Origin of the sequence: Pseudonocardia sp. CA-142604, assembly GCF_050948475.1 — a bacterium.
GTDB classification, from domain to species: Bacteria; Actinomycetota; Actinomycetes; order Mycobacteriales; family Pseudonocardiaceae; genus Pseudonocardia; species Pseudonocardia alaniniphila.
On sequence record NZ_CP192045.1, the window covers coordinates 2,393,230 to 2,410,125 of the forward strand.

14 protein-coding genes are annotated in these 16,896 nt (G+C 70.6%); 6 read left to right on the plus strand and 8 right to left on the minus strand.

Annotated elements, in window-relative coordinates; all coding sequences use genetic code 11:
• Positions 1 to 11: 11 nt before the first annotated feature.
• Positions 12 to 2,219 (minus strand): heavy metal translocating P-type ATPase, encoded by a 2,208-nt coding sequence (locus ACQPZQ_RS10920; protein ID WP_433299122.1) that lies wholly within the window; start codon positions 2,217 to 2,219, stop codon positions 12 to 14.
• Positions 2,220 to 2,293: 74 nt separating this feature from the next.
• On the minus strand, positions 2,294 to 3,277 hold the full coding sequence (locus ACQPZQ_RS10925) for a cytochrome c oxidase assembly protein (protein WP_433294656.1): 984 nt from the start codon (positions 3,275 to 3,277) through the stop codon (positions 2,294 to 2,296).
• A gap of 298 nt (positions 3,278 to 3,575) precedes the next feature.
• Between ACQPZQ_RS10925 and ACQPZQ_RS10930 the strand changes: the two genes are divergently transcribed.
• From ACQPZQ_RS10930 to ACQPZQ_RS10940, 3 genes are read left to right on the plus strand one after another with little or no spacing between them, the layout of a single operon-like run.
• Entirely contained in the window at positions 3,576 to 4,250 is a 675-nt protein-coding gene (locus tag ACQPZQ_RS10930; RefSeq protein ID WP_433294658.1) for a DUF5134 domain-containing protein, read from the plus strand.
• 34 nt (positions 4,251 to 4,284) lie between these two features.
• On the plus strand, positions 4,285 to 5,049 hold the full coding sequence (locus tag ACQPZQ_RS10935; RefSeq protein ID WP_433294660.1) for a YcnI family copper-binding membrane protein: 765 nt from the start codon (positions 4,285 to 4,287) through the stop codon (positions 5,047 to 5,049).
• Between the two features lie 14 nt (positions 5,050 to 5,063).
• On the plus strand, positions 5,064 to 6,725 hold the full coding sequence (locus ACQPZQ_RS10940; protein ID WP_433294662.1) for a copper resistance protein CopC: 1,662 nt from the start codon (positions 5,064 to 5,066) through the stop codon (positions 6,723 to 6,725).
• A 602-nt stretch (positions 6,726 to 7,327) separates the two neighbouring features.
• Here the strand turns inward: ACQPZQ_RS10940 and zwf are convergent.
• From zwf to ACQPZQ_RS10965, 5 genes are all read right to left on the minus strand, one after another.
• Entirely contained in the window at positions 7,328 to 8,728 is a 1,401-nt protein-coding gene (zwf, locus tag ACQPZQ_RS10945) for a glucose-6-phosphate dehydrogenase (protein WP_433294664.1), read from the minus strand.
• Positions 8,725 to 9,744 carry a phosphogluconate dehydrogenase (NAD(+)-dependent, decarboxylating) gene (gene gnd / locus ACQPZQ_RS10950; RefSeq protein WP_433294666.1) on the minus strand — a complete coding sequence of 340 codons (1,020 nt, stop codon included), beginning with the start codon at positions 9,742 to 9,744 and terminating at the stop codon, positions 8,725 to 8,727. The genes zwf and gnd overlap by 4 nt, the downstream gene beginning before the upstream one ends.
• Before the next feature lie 79 nt (positions 9,745 to 9,823).
• Positions 9,824 to 11,908: a transketolase gene (gene tkt / locus ACQPZQ_RS10955; protein ID WP_433294668.1), complete on the minus strand. Its 2,085-nt coding sequence runs from the start codon at positions 11,906 to 11,908 to the stop codon at positions 9,824 to 9,826.
• Between the two features lie 105 nt (positions 11,909 to 12,013).
• The gene (locus ACQPZQ_RS10960) at positions 12,014 to 12,223 is read right to left on the minus strand and encodes a hypothetical protein (RefSeq protein WP_433294670.1); all 210 of its coding nucleotides are present in this window, start codon (positions 12,221 to 12,223) and stop codon (positions 12,014 to 12,016) included.
• A gap of 181 nt (positions 12,224 to 12,404) precedes the next feature.
• The gene (locus tag ACQPZQ_RS10965) at positions 12,405 to 12,638 is read right to left on the minus strand and encodes a DUF1049 domain-containing protein (RefSeq protein ID WP_433294672.1); all 234 of its coding nucleotides are present in this window, start codon (positions 12,636 to 12,638) and stop codon (positions 12,405 to 12,407) included.
• Between the two features lie 474 nt (positions 12,639 to 13,112).
• Here ACQPZQ_RS10965 and ACQPZQ_RS10970 point away from each other — a divergent pair, with 474 nt between their 5' ends.
• Together ACQPZQ_RS10970 and ACQPZQ_RS10975 are read left to right on the plus strand one after the other, a co-directional pair.
• Positions 13,113 to 13,685, plus strand: coding sequence for a TetR family transcriptional regulator C-terminal domain-containing protein (locus tag ACQPZQ_RS10970; RefSeq protein WP_433294674.1), 573 nt, complete (start codon positions 13,113 to 13,115; stop codon positions 13,683 to 13,685).
• 627 nt (positions 13,686 to 14,312) lie between these two features.
• Complete coding sequence (locus ACQPZQ_RS10975) at positions 14,313 to 14,669, plus strand: hypothetical protein (protein WP_433294676.1); 357 nt, start codon at positions 14,313 to 14,315, stop codon at positions 14,667 to 14,669.
• A 19-nt stretch (positions 14,670 to 14,688) separates the two neighbouring features.
• Here ACQPZQ_RS10975 and nhaA read toward each other — a convergent pair whose 3' ends face one another.
• Entirely contained in the window at positions 14,689 to 15,999 is a 1,311-nt protein-coding gene (gene nhaA, locus ACQPZQ_RS10980; protein ID WP_433294678.1) for a Na+/H+ antiporter NhaA, read from the minus strand.
• 342 nt (positions 16,000 to 16,341) lie between these two features.
• Between nhaA and ACQPZQ_RS10985 the strand changes: the two genes are divergently transcribed.
• Positions 16,342 to 16,791, plus strand: a complete 450-nt coding sequence (locus tag ACQPZQ_RS10985; protein ID WP_433294680.1) for an STAS domain-containing protein — start codon at positions 16,342 to 16,344, stop codon at positions 16,789 to 16,791.
• Positions 16,792 to 16,896: the final 105 nt, after the last annotated feature.

The following is a 16,896-nucleotide window of genomic DNA, read 5'->3' on the forward strand; positions in this document are numbered from 1 at the left end:
GTCGGACGTCGTCACAGCGTGCCACCCGCGGTGGGCCGGAAGCGCCGCAGACGCAGGCTGTGCGACACGACGAACACCGACGACAGGGCCATCGCCGCAGCGGCGATGAGCGGGCTGACCAGGCCCAGCACCGCCAGCGGCAGAGCGGCGGTGTTGTACCCGAACGCCCACCAGAGGTTGCCGCGGATGGTGCGGTGGGTGCGGCGAGCGAGTTCCACGGCGTCGGCGACGACGAGCAGGTCCTCGCGGCCGAGGACGATGTCGGCGGCCTCGATCGCGGCGTCGGTGCCGTCGCCCACGGCCATGCCGAGGTCGGCCGCCGCGAGCGCCGCGGCGTCGTTGACCCCGTCACCGACGACGGCGACGCTCCGGCCCTGCTGCTGGAGCTTCCGGATCACCTCGACCTTGCCCTCGGGCAGCGCCTCGGCGACCACGTCGTCGATGCCCACCTCGGCGGCGACGGTGGCCGCCGTGCGAGCGTTGTCACCGGTGACGAGGACCGGGTGCAGCCCCAGCCGCCGCAACGCCGCGACCGCGGCCACGCTCGTCGACCGCAGCGTGTCGGCCACGGCGAGCAGGCCCTGTGCCGCGTCGCCCCAGCCGACCAGGACGACCGTGACGCCGCGCGTCTCGAGCTCGTCGCGGGCGGCCTCCACGTCCTCCGGCACGCGCAGCCCGTGCTCGGCGAACTGCTTCGCTCGGCCGACGACCACCCGCTCGCCGTCGACGAGCCCGTGGGCGCCCAGACCCGGCTGGGCCGCGAACTCGGTGACGGCGGGAAGGGTCCCGAGCTCGGCCGTGGCCGCCGTGGTGACCGCCGCCGCGATCGGATGCTCCGACGCCGCCTCGACCGCGCCCGCCATGGCGAGCAGCCGCGAGCGCGTGACGCCGGGAGCGGTGCGGACGTCGACGAGCCGCATGCGCCCCTCGGTCAGGGTGCCGGTCTTGTCGAGGACGATCGTGTCCACGACGCGGGTGGCCTCCAGCGCTTGCGGGCCCTTGATGAACACGCCGAGCTGGGCGCCGCGGCCGGTGCCGACCAGCACCGCGGTGGGCGTGGCGAGGCCCAGTGCGCACGGGCAGGCCACGATGAGCACGGCCACCGCCGCGGTGACCGCCAGCCCGACCGGGTGCCCGGTGAGGAGCCAGCCGATCAGGGTGAGCACGGCGAGGGCAAGCACCGCGGGCACGAACACCCCGGCAACGCGGTCGGCCAGCCGCTGCGCGCCTGCCTTGCCCTCCTGCGCCCGCTGGACGAGTCGCGCCATCCGCGCGAGCTGGGTGTCGGCCCCGACCCGGGTGGCACGCAGCACGAGCCGTCCACCGGAGTTCACCGCGCCGCCGACGACCGCGGTGCCGGGGACGACCTCCTGTGGCACGGGCTCGCCGGTGACCATGCTGAGGTCGAGGGCCGAGCTGCCGTCGATCACGACGGCGTCGGTGGCGACGATCTCGCCCGGCCGGAGGGTGAACGTGTCGCCCACCTCCAGCTCCGAGACCGGGATACGGCGCGCCTCGCCGTCGCGCAGCACCTCGACGTCCTTGGCGCCCATCGCCAGCAGCGCCCGCAGCGCGGATCCGGCGGACCGCTTCGCCCGCGCCTCGAAGTAGCGGCCCGCGAGCAGGAAGGTGGTGACGCCCGCGGCGACGTCGAGGTAGAGGGCGTGGTCGCTGCCCGACAGCACGGACAGGCCCTGGCCCAGGCCGGGCGTGACGTCGCGGTCGGCGACCATGACCCACAGCGACCACACGGAGGCGGCGAGGATCCCGACCGAGACGAGGGTGTCCATGGAGGCCGCACCGTGGCGTGCCCCGGCTAGCGCTGCCCGGTGGAAGGGCAATGCGCACCACGCGACCACGGGGGCGGCCAGCACGAGCAGCACCCACTGCCAGCCCGGGAAGCGCAGCTCACCGAACAGCGACAGGGCCAGCGACAGGTCGCAGATCGGCACGGCCAGCACAGCGGCCACCGCGAGCCGACGTCGCAGGTCGGCGACCCGGCGCTCGTGGTCGCTGTCGTCGTCGCCCGCGGCGGCGAGGTCGTCGATCCGACGTGCCGTGTACCCGGCCCGCTCCACCTGCTCCACCAGCGTGCGCGGGTCGACGCCGTCCCGGCACAGCACGCGCGCCCGCTCGGTGGCGTAGTTGACGGTGGCCTGCACGGCGTCGAGCTTGTTCAGCCGGCGCTCGACGCGGGCGGCGCAGGCCGCGCACGTCATCCCGCCGACGAGAATCTCGTACTGCCGTAGTTCGCCGACCGGGCCGGCGCTGACCTCGGCTGCTGCGTCCGCCGTCACGGCCGATCTCCCTTGTCTCCGGAGGTGCGGGCATGCAGGGCCGCCAGCGCCTCGTTGTAGGCCCGCAGCGCGCTCTCGTCGTCGTCCACGTGGTCGACGTCGGTCGCCGCGGTGCCGAGCAGCGTGCGGTGCCGCACGCCCTCGATCCAGGTGCCGAAGCCCTGGTCCTGGTCGCGTGCCCGGCCCCAGCGCACCGCGATCGCGATCATCAGTACGAGCATCAGGACGTCCCCGCCGAACCACATGATCGCGCCTGCGACCTCCTGGTCGGCCAGGGCGCTCGGTCCCCACCCCGGGTGGGCGGCTGCGTAGGCGCTCGCGAGGGGCCGCGGGGTCAGCATCAGGACCACGCCGGTGAGCGTGTCGACGCCCATGCTCAACGCCAGCAGCACGAACCGCAGAAGGTGCGGCGGCGACCACGGGCTCATCTCCGACCCCGCGAGCGGCAGGAACAGCAGGTAGCCGCTGACCAGGTAGAGAACGAGCTCGACCGCCCGGACCGGGGGCTGGGTGGCCGAGATCTGCTGGAAGCCGGTGAGGTGGGTCAGGATGACCACGGCCGCATAGAGCCCGAGGCCGAGGAGCGGCGCGGTCAGCCAGCGCGCGACCCGGCTGCGGACCACGCGGTCCACGGCGTCGCGTGCCCGGGGGCCTCCTGCCGTGTGCACGAGGCGCCACGGCTGGGCCCAGACGAGCAGCACCGGCGCGACCATGATCAGCATCAGGTGCTGCACCATGTGCACCCAGAACAGCACGTCGGAGAAGGCCGCCACCGGGCCGTCCAGCGCCACCACGAGCGCAGCGACGGCGACGAGGAACGCGGCTGTGCGCGACCACGGCCAGCCGGGGCCGTCCCCGGAACCGCAGCGGCGCACGAGCAGCAGGTAGCCCACCGTCGCGAGCGCGAGGAGCAGGTCGACCACGGGGGAGAACCGCCAGAGCGCCAGTGCCGCCCCCCAGCTCGGCGCATCGTCGATCACGGTCGTGCCCCACCTCCGCCCTCGGGTCGTTGCGCGCTGGTGCGTGCGTCGACATCCATAGTCGTCGCCGCGACCCGCTTGGTTCCCGGAGCCGGTGCTCGTCACATCTGTCGCACGTCACATAACGACCCCCTGTCGTGTCCTGGACGCATAAGGCTGTTCGGCGGCCCGCGGAACAGCGACACGTGTCCATGTCGTCGAGCTCGGGGTGTGTGACGTGGCCCATTGCGCGGAACCGCGCGGGCACAACCGCGGACCAGTAGAGCGGCATGTTCGGGGGAGGGGATCAGCGAGAGTGATGACCGACCAGGTTGCCCGGTGGATTCTGTCGGCGGCATTCGCCGTCGCCGCCGGGTACTACATCGCTCGTGTTGCCGGGCAGTGGAGGACTCGGCCCCGGTTGGGGTCCACCCTCGGCGCGGGCCTGCACGCGCTCATGGGAATCGCGATGATCGCGATGCTCTGGAGTGCGGCGGTTCCGATCATGCTGTACGTGACGGTCTTCACCGGCGCGATGTTGTGGTTCGTCGCGGAGGCACTGTTCGCCGGCCCGGCGGCCGGTGTGCCGGTCGCGAGCGGCCACGACGCCTGGTACCACGCGATGATGATGGGATCCATGGTCTGGATGGGCGTGGTGATGTCCACCATGCCGCCCCCGGCGTCCGCGATTTCCGACTCCGGCCAGATGTCGTCCGACGAAATGACCTCAATGGCTGGAATGAGCATGTCGGGAATGACCATGCCGGTGCCGGGCTCGGGTGGAATGGATGCGATGTCCGGGCTGCCGATATGGACCAAGCCGCCGTGTGTCCTTCTCGCGATCGTGTTCTGTGCCGCGGCGATTCGACTGGTGGCGCACGGACTGCGTCCCGTCTTTTTCCGCCGAGCGGGAACCGGCACGTCGATGACGGCGGTGGTGATCGGTGGCCTGATGGCGGCCGCGATGGCGGTCACGTTTGCCGAGATGGCCTAGCCGTCTGCGGTGGACCGGAACGAGAGGTGGGGAAATGAGTGACTCGGTGGCCGGCGTCGAGGTCCGGAGGCGCCGGTGGGCGCTTCGGGCGGGTCTCGCCGGGCTCGGAGCAGTGGTGGCCACCCTGGTCTTCGCCGTGCCGGCATCGGCGCACGTGAAGGTGTCCGGCACCGACGCGGTCCAGGCCGGCTCCGGGGTGGTGACCTTCCGGGTGCCCACCGAGTCGGCCACCGCGTCGACCACCGGGTTGCAGATCACCTTCCCCGCGAACACGCCGTTCACCTCGGTGGACACCCAGCCGAAGGCCGGCTGGACCGCGACGGTCGAGAAGAAGCCCCTCGCCCACCCGGTGCCGGGCGAGGACGGGTCGACGATCACCCAGTACGTCTCGCAGGTCGACTTCAAGGCGACGAGCCCCGCGTCGGCCATCCCGCCGGGACAGTTCGACATGTTCAACCTGTCGGTGGGCCCGTTCCCCAAGGCGTCCACGGTGTCGTTCGGGGCGCTGCAGACCTACAGCGACGGCACCACGGTGAACTGGGACGAACAGTCGGCCGACGGAACCACCGAACCGGCCCATCCGGCACCGGTGCTGAACCTCTCGCCCGCCGGGTCCGGCACGTCCGCCGCGGGCGTGAGCATGGCCGGGATGACCACCGGGACGACCGGGCAGGAGAGCTCGTCGGGAAGCTCGTGGACGGGCATCGCGGGACTGGTCCTCGGCATCGTCGCCCTGGTGATCAGCGCCGCTGCCCTGGCGCTCGCCCTGACCAGGCGTAGGACCACGGCGGGGTCGTGATCCGGGCGTCCCACGTGGGTTCGAGGCTCCTCACCCTGGTCCTCGCCACGCTGTTGTCCGTCGTCGCCCTCGTCGGACTGGCGGGTCCGGCGAGCGCGCACGCGGTGCTGGACGGCAGCTCACCCCGGGACGGCGCCAGGGTCGACAGCGAGCCGACCGAGGTGTCGCTGACGTTCGACGAGGCCGTCCAGCCCATCCCGGCGTCCGACGAGGTCATCTCCGGCACCGGGGAGCGGGTCGACACCGGGCAGCTGCGACAGTCCGCCGACGGCACGACGATCATGCTGCCGCTCCGGCCGGGCCTGTCCGCCGGGACGTACTCCGCGACCTGGCGCGTGGTGTCGGCGGACACGCACATCGTCGGCGGCTCGATCACCTTCGGCATCGGCGTGGACCCCTCGGCCGCGCCCGCACCGCCCCCGGACCGGACGCGCGCTCTGGACGTCACCGCCGATGTGGCGCAGGGCGTGCTCTACCTGGGGATCGTCCTGTTGATCGGGGTCGGCGCCGCGGCGGCGTGGTTGTGGCCATGGGTGATCACCGCGCGCCGCACGCGCCTGACCTTGTGGTGCGGGTGGCTGCTGATGGTGGTGGGCACCCTGGTCGCGTTCCTGCTCCAGGGGGCACGGGCGGAGGACGGCAGCTGGCCCGCTGTGCTCCGGCTCGCAGGCGCAGGCGAGACGCTGGGCAGTGCCTTCGGGCAGGAGCTGATCGCCCGGCTGGTGCTGCTCGTCCTGGTGATCCCCCTGCTGACCAGCGCCTCGCTGGTGCGACTGCGACGCCTGGGACATGCCGTGACCGGTGCGGTGGCGGCGCTGGCGCTCCTGGTCTCCGTCGCGTTGACCGGGCACGAGTCCGTCGGTCCCGACGTCCCGCTCGCGTTGATCTCCGCGATCCTGCATCTGGCTGCGATGGCGGTCTGGCTGGGTGGCCTCGCGGTCCTCGTCACTGTCGTTGTGCCGTTCGCCCGGCGGGGCGGGCGTCAGCTCCACTCCGCCGTGATGAAGCGCTGGTCGTACATCGCCTACAGCTGCGTCGCGTGCCTGGTGGTGACCGGAGAGTTCCAGGCCTCGCGCCAGGTCGACCCCGTACAGGCGCTGTGGTCCACCGGTTACGGTGCCGTGCTGCTGATCAAGCTCGGCGTCATCGCCGCGATGCTCGTCGCCGCCGTGCTGGCACAGCGCCGCGTTCTGGCCACCGCCGTGAACGGCACGGGCGACGAGCGCTTCGCCGGTGGCGACGTGTTCACCGTCATCCGGCGCAGCGTGCGCATCGAGGCGGCACTCGCCGTCGTCGTGCTGGCCGTCACCGCGGTGCTCGTGTCGGAGCCCCCGGCCTCCACCACCTACGGGCCGCCGGTCGACGTCGACGCACCGCTGCGCGCGGACGTCGTGCACGTTCACGTCGACGACACGCGGCGGGGCAGGCAGGACCTCGAGCTCGACGTCACCGACGCCGCCGGCAGGCCGGTCCCGGTACAGGCGATCACCGCGAACCTGTCCACCGCGAGCGTCGCCGCTTTGGGCGTCAGGCTGGTGAACGACCCGGGCGATACGTCGCGGTGGCACAGCACCAACACCGTCGTGCCGCTTCCGGGGATCTGGACCCTCACGCTCGACGTGACGGTGGATCCGACGCAGGCCTACGCGACAGCGGCGCGATACCGGGTGTGGTAGCCGGAACGAGCGGGGCCGGTCTCATCTCGAGCCGTGGCTCGACAGCCCACCCCGATCTGTTCGCTCGGGCTGCTGAATCACGATGACGCTGGTCGACGATGCCCCGCAGTCGGGCCATCGTGGCCGGGTCGTCGACTCGGCGGCATGTGCAGTCAGTGGGAATGAACCATCCACATCGTCCGCAGATCATCGCGTTCTCCTTCATGTGACGAGAAGGGCACGTGTGCACTTTCGTGGGGTGAGCCCTTGGTCGCGCCCGTGTCGGTCCCCGGTCACATCCCGGGGCAACCCACGCAAGAGGCGCAGGGGAGGCGCGATCGGCACGAATCGGTGCCGATGCGCCGGGCACTCACCCCGGAGCGAATCGCCATGAATGAGATGACGTCCGGGAAGCACCGGACGGTTCAGGAGCGCATGCGCGACGTGATGCTGAGCTTTGCGGAGGTGCGCGGGCTCGGATGGGCACGCGCGAGTGCCCCGGGAATGCGGGTGCGGCTGAGGTGGTCGATCACTTCCCGGCAGGCGCCCTCAGCTGCCGGTCATTCGGCGAGCCAGGGCGCTTCAGGGGTCCTTGACGCCCAGTCGCTGCCGCCGGCAGCCGGTCACGAACGATCATGGGTGGGGCCCCACGTGCCGGGGACGTACGGCAGGGGCTCCGTGCCCACGTCCAGGATCGGTCCGACGATCCGCCAGGCCTGCTCCAGGTTGTCCAGCCGGGCGAAGTGCGCGGGGTTGCCGGCCAGCGCATCCTCGAAGACGCGTTCGTAGGGCGCGTGGACCGGGCCGAGCATCCGGCGGAAGTCCACCGACACGGGCAGCTCGGTCGCCACGTCGTCGCCGCCGGGCCGCTTTGCGAGGATGTGGAAGGTGACACCGGCGTCGGGCTGCAGGCACAGCCGGATCCGGTTGGGCGGCGGCGCCCCGTCCGTCCCGGTGAACAACATCCGTGGCGGCTCTCGAAGGACCACCACGACGTCCACCACGGTGCGTGGCAGCGCCTTGCCCGCCCGGATGTGCACGGGCACGCCGCTCCAGCGCCAGTTGTCGATGTGCAGGGTCAGTGCCACGTAGGTCTCGGTCGTCGAGCCCGCGGCGACACCGGCCGCGTCCCGGTAACCGATGTACTGCCCGCGCACGACCTCGGCGGGGTCCACGGGACGTACGGCACGCAGGAGGTGGTTCTTGGCGTCGTGCTGGTCGTGGGCTGCGTCGGTGTGCGGGGCGTCCATCGTCAGGTAGGCGAGCACCTGGAGCAGGTGGTTCTGCACGACGTCGCGGACCGCGCCCACCGAGTCGTAGAACGAGCCCCGCTCGGCGACGTCGAAGTCCTCGGCCATCGTGATCTCGATGCGCTCCACCCACGTGCGGTTCCACATCGGTTCGAGCAGGGTGTTGGCGAACCGGAGCACCAGCAGGTCCTCGACCGGTTCCTTGCCCAGGTAGTGGTCCACGCGGAAGATCCGCTCGTCCGCGAAGTGGCGGCGCAACAGCGCGTCGAGCGTCCGGGCCGAGTCGAGGTCGCGGCCGAACGGCTTCTCCACCACGAGCCGGGAGAACTCGTGCAGCCCCACTGCGGCCAATCCGTCCGCGACGACGCCGAACAGGCCCGGCGGCACGGCCAGGTAGTGCACGGCGAACGTGCCTTGCCCCGCGTGCCTGTGCACGGCGTACGCGAGCCGCCCGAACGTCAGCGGGTCCCCGTAGTCGCCCGACACGAGGTGCACCAGACCCTGCAGCCGTCGCAGCGCTGCCGGCTCGACGTCGTCGAGTGCTGCCTCGACGCTGTGGCCGACGTGTTCGCGCAGCTTCTCGGTGTTCCAGTCGGTGCGGGCCACGCCGATCACGGGCACGGTGAGCTCACCGCGCTCGACGAGCCGGTACAGCGCGGGCAGGATCATCTTGCGGGCGAGATCACCGGTGACTCCGAAGAGCACCAGGACGTCCGCCCGGGGGCCGGGGTGCCCCGCAGCGAGATCGGTCGCTGCGGCGTCGGCGGCCGTCATCCGGCGCTCCGCTCGATGTGTCCGCCGAACTCCCTGCGCTGCGCCGACTGCACCTTGTCGGCGAAGACCTCGCTCCCGCGGGAGGCGAACCGGCTGTAGAGCGCGGCGGTGAGCAACGGGGCGGGTACGCCCTCCTCGATCGCCGCGATGGACGTCCATCGGCCCTCGCCGGAGTCGGAGATGCGCCCGGTGAACTGCTCCAGGTCGGGGTCGGCGAGCAGCGCCTGCGCGGTGAGGTCGAGCAGCCACGAGCCGATCACGCTGCCGCGGCGCCACACCTCGGCGACCTCGCCGAGGTCGATCGCGTCGAACGGGTAGTACTGCGGCTCGCGCAACGGCGCGGTCTCCGCGTCGGCCTCGGTGGCGTGGCGGCCCACGCCGGCGCTGCGGATGACGTTCAGACCCTCCGCGTAGGCCGCCATCAGGACGTACTCCACGCCGTTGTGCACCATCTTCACGAAGTGGCCTGCTCCCGGGGGGCCGCAGTGCAGGTAGCCCTGTTCGGATTGCGACACCGGGCCGTACCTGCCGGGCGTGCGGGCCGCCGCTTCCACCCCCGGCGCCAACGAGGCGAACACGGGATCGAGCCGTGCGACCGCGCGCTCCGGCCCGCCGATCATGAGGCAGTAGCCGCGATCGAGCCCCCACACCCCGCCGCTCGTGCCGCAGTCGACGTAGTCCACGTCGTGGACGGCCGCGGCTTGCGCCCGGTCGATGTCGTCACGGTAAGAGGAGTTGCCGCCGTCGACGATCGCGTCGCCGGGCTCCAGCATGTCGAGCAGCCTCCGGACCGTGCCCCCCGTGATCGCTGCCGGAAGCATCAGCCAGACGGTGCGGGGTGCCTCGAGCCGGGACACGAGGTCCTCGAGTGACGACGCCGCCTGCGCACCTTCGCCGGCCAGTGCGTCGACGGCGTCGGTCGAGATGTCGTGAACGACGCACTCGTGCCCGTCGCGGAGCAACCGGCGCACCATGTTGGCGCCCATTCGCCCCAAGCCGACCATCGCTATCTTCATGCTCGGTTCTGCTCCATTTCTCGATCTTCTGCATCGTCATCCGCCGGGTCTCTCCCGGTGCCAGGCCGAGTAACGGGAATCAGGCCCGGCCCAGGGAGCGGCGTGCGGCGTCCACGACCGCCTCGGCGGTGATCCCGAACTCGCGGAAGAGCGTCCTTCCGTCGGCGCTCGCCCCGTAGTGCTCGATGGAGATGCACTCGCCGACGTCGCCGGTGAACCGGTGCCAGGGCTGCGCGATTCCTGCCTCGACCGAGACCCTGGCGCGGACGGCGGCCGGTAGCACGGACCGGCGGTAGGCCTCGTCCTGCTCGTCGAACCATTCGACGCAGGGCATCGAGACGACCCGGGTGGGCACGCCGTCGGCTTCGAGCATCTTTCGGGCGTCGACCGCGATCTGTACCTCGGACCCGGTGGCCATGATGATCACCTGCGGTTCGCCGGTGGATGCCTCGGCCAGCACGTATCCGCCGCGGGCGACGCCGTCGTAGGAGGTGCCCTCCAGTACGGGCAGGTTCTGACGCGTGAGGGCGAGGCCCGTGGGGCCTCCGGCTCGTTCGAGGGTGGCGCGCCAGGCGTGGGCCGTTTCGTTGGCGTCGCCGGGGCGGAGGAACGAGAGGCCGGGGATGGCGCGCAGGGCGGCGTAGTGCTCGATGGGTTGGTGGGTGGGGCCGTCTTCGCCGAGGCCGATGGAGTCGTGGGTCCAGACGTAGATGACCGAGGCTTGCATGAGTGCGGCGAGGCGGACGGAGGGGCGCATGTAGTCGGAGAAGGTGAGGAAGGTGCCGCCGTAGGGGCGGGTGGGGCCGTGCAGGGCGATGCCGTTGAGGATGGCGCCCATTGCGTGTTCGCGGATGCCGAAGTGCAGGGTGCGGCCGTACCAGTGGGCGTTCCACATCGTGGTGGCGGTGGAGGGTGGCCCGAACGAGTCGGCGCCTTCCATCGTGGTGTTGTTGCTCCCCGCGAGGTCCGCCGAGCCGCCCCACAGTTCCGGCAGCACGTCGGCGAGCGAGGTGAGCACCTCGCCCGAGGCCTTGCGGGTCGCGACCCCCTCATGGCCGACATCCCAGCTCGGCAGGGTCTTCTCCCACCCGGGAGGAAGCGACCGGTCGAGCATGCGGTCGAGCAGTTCCTTCCGGTCCAGCTCTCGGCTGACCCAGTCGTTGTAGGTCGTCGTCCAGGCCTGGTGGGCCGCACGGCCGCGGTCGGTCACCTTGCGGGTGTGGGCGAGGACGTCGTCGTCGATCTGGAAGTTCTTGTCGGGGTCGAAGCCGAGGATCTTCTTGACCTCGGCGACCTCGTCGTTGCCGAGGGCGGCGCCGTGGGCTTTGCCGGTGTTCATCTTGGTGGGGGCGGGGTAGCCGATGATGGTGCGCAGTTCGATGAAGGAGGGGCGGTCGGTTTCGGCCCGGGCGTTGTCGAGGGCCTGGAGGATGCCGGTGACGTTTTCGCCGCTGTCGACGATTTGGACGTGCCAGCCGTAGGCCTCGTAGCGTTTGGCGGTGTCTTCGGACAGGGCGATGTCGGTGTCGTCTTCGATGGAGATGCGGTTCTTGTCGTAGATGACGGTGAGGTTGCCCAGTTGTTGGGTGCCGGCGAGGGAGGAGGCTTCGGAGGTGACGCCTTCTTCGATGTCGCCGTCGGAGGCGATGACGTAGATGTGGTGGTCGAACGGGCTGTCGCCGGGGGGTGGTTCGGGGTCGAACAGGCCGCGTTCGCGGCGGGCGGCCATGGCCATGCCCACGGCGGAGGCCAGGCCCTGGCCCAGCGGGCCGGTGGTCATCTCGACGCCGCGGGTGTGGCCGTGTTCGGGGTGGCCCGGGGTCTTCGAGCCCCAGGTGCGCAGGGCTTGGAGGTCGGAGAGTTCGAGGCCGTAGCCGGACAGGTAGAGCTGGATGTAGAGGGTGAGGCTGGAGTGTCCGGCGGAGAGGACGAAGCGGTCGCGTCCGATCCAGTCGGGGTCGGTGGGGTCGTGGCGCATGATGCGTTGGAACAGGGTGTAGGCCAGTGGGGCCAGGCTCATCGCGGTGCCGGGGTGGCCGTTGCCGACCTTCTGCACGGCGTCGGCGGCGAGCACTCTGATCGTGTCGACCGCCTTCCGGTCGAGATCGGTCCAGTCGCTGGGCACGTCGGCTCGGGTCAAGAGCTCGATGTCGATATCGGTCACAGAACTCCCTACAAGTGAGTGGCAGGACGGCCGCGCCGACGCGTGGCCTCACCAGGACAGGAACGCTCACCACGCCCCTCGGAGCGCGGGACGGGCGGCGGAGGTTCAGGCGCTCTCTGCGCCGAGATCGATCGGGCTCGACGAGATGCGGCTCCTCGTGCTGCTCAGCTGCTGGGCGACCACGCCGGTGATGCGATGCGCGTCAGCGGCCCAGCGCTGCGGGCGCTCGCTCTCGGGCAGCGCCTGGTAGGTGATCAGCAGACCTTCGAGGGTCGCGAAGAGTTCTGCGATCGCATCTGCGCGACGCGTATCCATCTCGTCACTCGATTCCGTTCCGGTGTCCAGCGGGTGCGCAGCGGGGTGCCTCGAACCCACCGTCACCCCGGCACCAGCGCGTCGCACCCGTGAAAGTCCCCGGGCAGGGGACGCGTGATCGGCCCCGAGTTCCGTGGGGGCGTCGGTCCGCGATTGCCCGCGATTCCGACGACCGGAACGATCAGCGCCGCTTCCGCCACAGCGCGCCGACGGCGAGACCGACGACGAACATGCCGGTCAGCGCGGCCCACAGCGGCATGATCACGATCGGGATGATCACCCGGATCGCTGCAGGCTCGCGGTTCTCGATGATGAAGATGAACGCGAGGACCACCAACACCACGGCGACGATCACCCGCGTCGAGGGCCGCCGGCGGCTCGACCGCACCGCCTTGCCCGTTCCGGTGTCGCTCATCGTCGACCTCCCCGGCGCCCGCCGCCGCTCCGTGCGTCCGCCCCGGCGTGCTCCGCCGGGGGTGTGACGACACCATCGCCCCGCGGCGGGGAAGCCGGATCACCCGTGGCGTGTGATCCGATGTCTTGAGCCGGATTCTGCGGAGCGGGCGTGAGCGGTGCGCCGGGTTCTGCAACTGACTTCCCCGATCGGGAAAATGAATCCTCGTTCCGTCGATCTCCCGGTTCCGGGTGGCTCTGCGGGGCCACGAATGCTCTCTCACCCTCTGCGGGTGAGACGCGAGGCGCGATGTCGAACGAACTCTCCGTCATTCGAGCGTTGCTGAATGTCGCCGGACGCACCCGGCCTCGACGCGTCTTCGGCCCGTTGGGATTCGGACACTCGCGCCCGATCGAGGGCACGCGCACCGAACTGAATGTGTGCAAGTCGTGCTTGCCTTGACCGCCGCCGAGACGACTGGTCATGTTCAATGGCATGCCACGCGTCGGAGTCCGGGAGGTGCTCGTGGAGGCGGCCGTCACCGAGTTCCATCGCCACGGCTACGCCGCCTGCTCCGTGGACACCATCACCAAGGCGGCCGGTGTACCGAAGGGTTCGTTCTACAACCATTTCGCGAGCAAGGAGCACCTCGGTGCGGAGGTGGTCGCCCGCTACGCCGCCGGCTCGGCATGGTGGCAAGAGGTGGATCCCGGCTTCTCCCCGCTCGCGCAGCTGCGCGCCCGGTTCCGGGCGGTCGTCGACATGCTGTCCGAGAGCCAGTTCACCCGTGGGTGCTTGCTGGGCAACATGGGCACGGAGGTGGCGGACCGCAGCGATGTGATCCGGACACAGGTCGGCACCAGTCTCTGCCAGTGGTCGGAGGACATCGTGGCGACACTTCAGGCTGCCCGGGCGGCGGGTGAGATCGGCGCCGGTTCCGACGTGGAGCGCCTCGGCCCGTTCCTCCTCGACGCATTCCAGGGCGCGATCATGCACAGCAAGGTCGTGAGAAACGTTGAACCACTAGAAGATTTCCTCAGCGTTGTCTTCGGCACCATCCTTCGCTGACCAGCGGGTGCGCCCGCTGCCGGATCGTCCCGGACATGGCGGCTGAGCTCGCCGCCCGCGATGAGCCCGGGCTGCCTACCCCTCGGGCAGCCCGGGCTCGCTACATCTGAGCTACGGCCAGGTGAACCGGCGCTCCGGATGCGGCTGAGCGCACGCCGGAATGAGGTTCATCAAACCAATTGTGGGGACTCCGGAATATCCTGTTGAGAGTCGCGATTCGATTGTCAGTGTCCGGTTCGTCCGGTCGTCGCCGTATTGATCAATTGTTTCATCGCCATATTTTCAACTGTAGGTGGGACGTGCCAGGGCGACCAATGAATGTTGTGAATGGCCCATGCGCCGGGCGTGCATGGGTGGGTCTCACCGGGGCGTCACGGGTGTTCGCCGGAGATCGACGCGCGCCGCGCGGCCGCCTGGGCTGGGTTTTCTGCGGACAGTGCCTGATCGTGAGCCGAGGGTGAACCCGCTCACGCCCGAAACGTTTCCGCAGGTCCGGAGGTCTTCTGTTCCGAGCCGGGTATGGCTATAGTTTCTCTGCAGTTTTCTTTGTCTTTGCTGGAGTTGTCATGGCTGACGATCTCGCCGAGCCGTGGATGATCGCAACCATTCACGCGCCGGGAGCGGATCATGGATAGTCCTATCCACCTGCGTGAGCGTTCCGTGCTGGCCGCACAGATTGCGGAGCTGCAGGTCCGGAAAGATGTTGCAACCCCCGAGTTCCGCCACGGCGCCGTCGACGCCTTGCACTGGCTGTGCGTCGGAGGGCCGGGGCCGTTGAGTGGGGTGCTCGCGGGCCTGCCGGTGCGGTCTCAGGCGATCGTCCGTGAGCTGGCCGCAGCCGAGGCGATCATCTACGGGGAGCCGTCTGCGTGCCGGGACTACGCGTGCGGGCTGGAGCACGCATTGATGTGGGCAGAGTGCGCCACCCCGGCGCCCCCTGTGCCCGAGCGGCGCAGGCCCGCCGGGGCCGGCACAGGTTCCTGACCTGGCCGGAACCTGCCGTTCAGGTGGGCGGCGGGTCGGTCTGGTACACGTCAGGCACGCCGTCGGCGTCGACGTCACGCTCCTCCTCCGCGCACATCCGGCGGTAGTGGGAGTTGCGGATACGCAGCACCACGGTGGCGAGGAGCGCCGCGAGCAGCGAGCCGAGCAGCACCGCGACCTTGACGTGGTCGTCGCGCTCGGAGCCCGCGCCGAAGGCGAGCTCGCCGATGAGCAGGGAGACGGTGAACCCGATACCGGCGAGCAGCGCGAGTCCGAGCACGTCCCACCAGGACAGGTCCTCCGCGAGGTCGGCACGGGTGAACCGCTGCACGGCCCAGGTCGCGCCGAGCACCCCGCACGGCTTGCCCACCAGCAGGGCGGCGATGACGCCGATGGTGACGCTGTCGGTCAGGCCGGGCCCGAAGCCGCTCGACCCGGTGACGGACACGCCTGCTGCGAAGAAGGCGAACACCGGCACGGCGAAACCCGCCGAGATCGGACGGAACCGGTGCTCGAAGTGCTCGGCGAGCCCGGGGCCCGGACCTTCGGCGCGGCGCTTCACCGGCACGGCGAACCCGAGCAGCACTCCTGCGACGGTGGCGTGCACGCCGGAGGCGTGAACGAGCGCCCAGGTGGCTGCGGCAAGGGGCAGGAGCAGCCACCAGGACCGCACACGGCGCTGCACCAGCAGCGTGAACAGCCCGAGTGGGATCAGCGCCAGCGCAAGGGGGACGAGCTGCAGCGACCGCGTGTAGAAGACGGCGATGATCGTGATGGCGAGGAGGTCGTCGACCACGGCCAGCGTGAGAAGGAACGTGCGCAGCGCCGCCGGTAGATGGGTGGCGATGACGGCGAGCACGGCGAGGGCGAAGGCGATGTCGGTGGCGGTAGGGACGGCCCAGCCGGCCAGCGCGCCGTCGGTTGCGCGGGCGTTGATGGCGACATAGATCAGAGCGGGCGCCACCATGCCGCCGACGGCGGCCGCCACCGGCAGGGCGGCGAGCCGGGGATCGCGCAGGTCACCGGCGACGAACTCGCGTTTGAGCTCCAGCCCGGCCACGAAGAAGAAGATCGCCAGCAGGCCGTCGCCCGCCCACTGCGCCAGTGTCAGGTCGAGATGCAGCGCGGACGGACCGACCTGCAGCTCGGTGAGTCCCTCGTAGATGCCGGACCAGGGGGAGTTCGCCCAGATCAGCGCGATCACTGCCGCACCGACCAGCAGCGCGCCACCCACGGTCTCGGTGCGCAGGATGTCGGCTATCCGGCTGACCTCCGGCCAGCTACCCCGGCCGAACAGGCGAGGTACGGAGCCGCCGGGTGGCACGGTCACAGTTCCTCCGCAACGGTCGGGGACCACATCGCCGACCAGACTTCCCGGCACACCGGCCGTCATATTACTGGTCGCCCCATGTCCGACACCGTCCCGCGCCGCCCTCTGCGCCCTGTTCAGGCCGCCCCGTCGCCGTTAGAGTTCGACACGACGCAGGCCCGGTCCCTGCTCCGCGTCCACACGGCAAGGCACCCGGATCAGCACGTCCGGGGCGCTCGCCGGCTCAGAGCTCGCCGGTGACACGCAGTCCCGGCTCGCCACCGCTGATGCTGGCGACACAGTTTCTGGCCTTCTCGCGTAGGACGACGGCCTCCATGGCGGGGCGGGAAGTGCGGGTATTGCATGGATGTATCCCCCGGCGCCCAGGATGCGCCGTCACCGGAACTGGCGCGCTTCAGGCTCACCCGCCTGGGTGGGTCTCCGGCGGAGGTCACCGTGCACGTCATCGGCGAAATCGACCTCCTCACCGAGCCTGCGTTGACCCGTTGCCTCACCGAGCAGCTGCGGCCCCCGTGCGAGATCGGGAGCCTGGTCGTCGACCTGACGTCGGTGACGTTCGTCGGCGCCCGCGGCCTTTCCGCGCTGCTCGCGTTCGCGAACAGCGCGACGAGCCGCGACGTCGAGTTCCGGGTGGCGGGCTGCAGCCCGCAGGTGCTCCGGTGCCTCGACATCATCGACCCCCACGACACGTTGCCGAGGCAGGCCAGGCCGCGCCGCTCCGGTAGCCCCCGCCAATGCCTCGACGGCGTCGCGGTCCGTGGCCGCCAGCGCGCGGAGAACCGGGGATGGTGACGGTCCCGCCCGTGCGATCTCGAGGGCGCTGACCGGCCGCCGCAGGGGGTGAGTCGGCCCGGCGCGTCCTTGACGTGATCGGCGCCTGCCTGTCTGCTGAATCCC

Excerpts from the sequence above, each read along its gene's own strand:
- ACQPZQ_RS10935 (WP_433294660.1), top strand. The coding sequence starts at position 4,285 with ATGAGTGACTCGGTGGCCGGCGTCGAGGTCCGGAGGCGCCGGTGGGCG.
- ACQPZQ_RS10975 (WP_433294676.1), top strand. The coding sequence starts at position 14,313 with ATGGATAGTCCTATCCACCTGCGTGAGCGTTCCGTGCTGGCCGCACAG.
- ACQPZQ_RS10920 (WP_433299122.1), bottom strand. The coding sequence starts at position 2,219 with ATGACGTGCGCGGCCTGCGCCGCCCGCGTCGAGCGCCGGCTGAACAAG.
- ACQPZQ_RS10970 (WP_433294674.1), top strand. The coding sequence starts at position 13,113 with ATGCCACGCGTCGGAGTCCGGGAGGTGCTCGTGGAGGCGGCCGTCACC.
- ACQPZQ_RS10960 (WP_433294670.1), bottom strand. The coding sequence starts at position 12,223 with ATGGATACGCGTCGCGCAGATGCGATCGCAGAACTCTTCGCGACCCTC.
- ACQPZQ_RS10930 (WP_433294658.1), top strand. The coding sequence starts at position 3,576 with ATGACCGACCAGGTTGCCCGGTGGATTCTGTCGGCGGCATTCGCCGTC.
- ACQPZQ_RS10985 (WP_433294680.1), top strand. The coding sequence starts at position 16,342 with ATGGATGTATCCCCCGGCGCCCAGGATGCGCCGTCACCGGAACTGGCG.
- gnd (WP_433294666.1), bottom strand. The coding sequence starts at position 9,744 with ATGAAGATAGCGATGGTCGGCTTGGGGCGAATGGGCGCCAACATGGTG.
- zwf (WP_433294664.1), bottom strand. The coding sequence starts at position 8,728 with ATGACGGCCGCCGACGCCGCAGCGACCGATCTCGCTGCGGGGCACCCC.
- ACQPZQ_RS10965 (WP_433294672.1), bottom strand. The coding sequence starts at position 12,638 with ATGAGCGACACCGGAACGGGCAAGGCGGTGCGGTCGAGCCGCCGGCGG.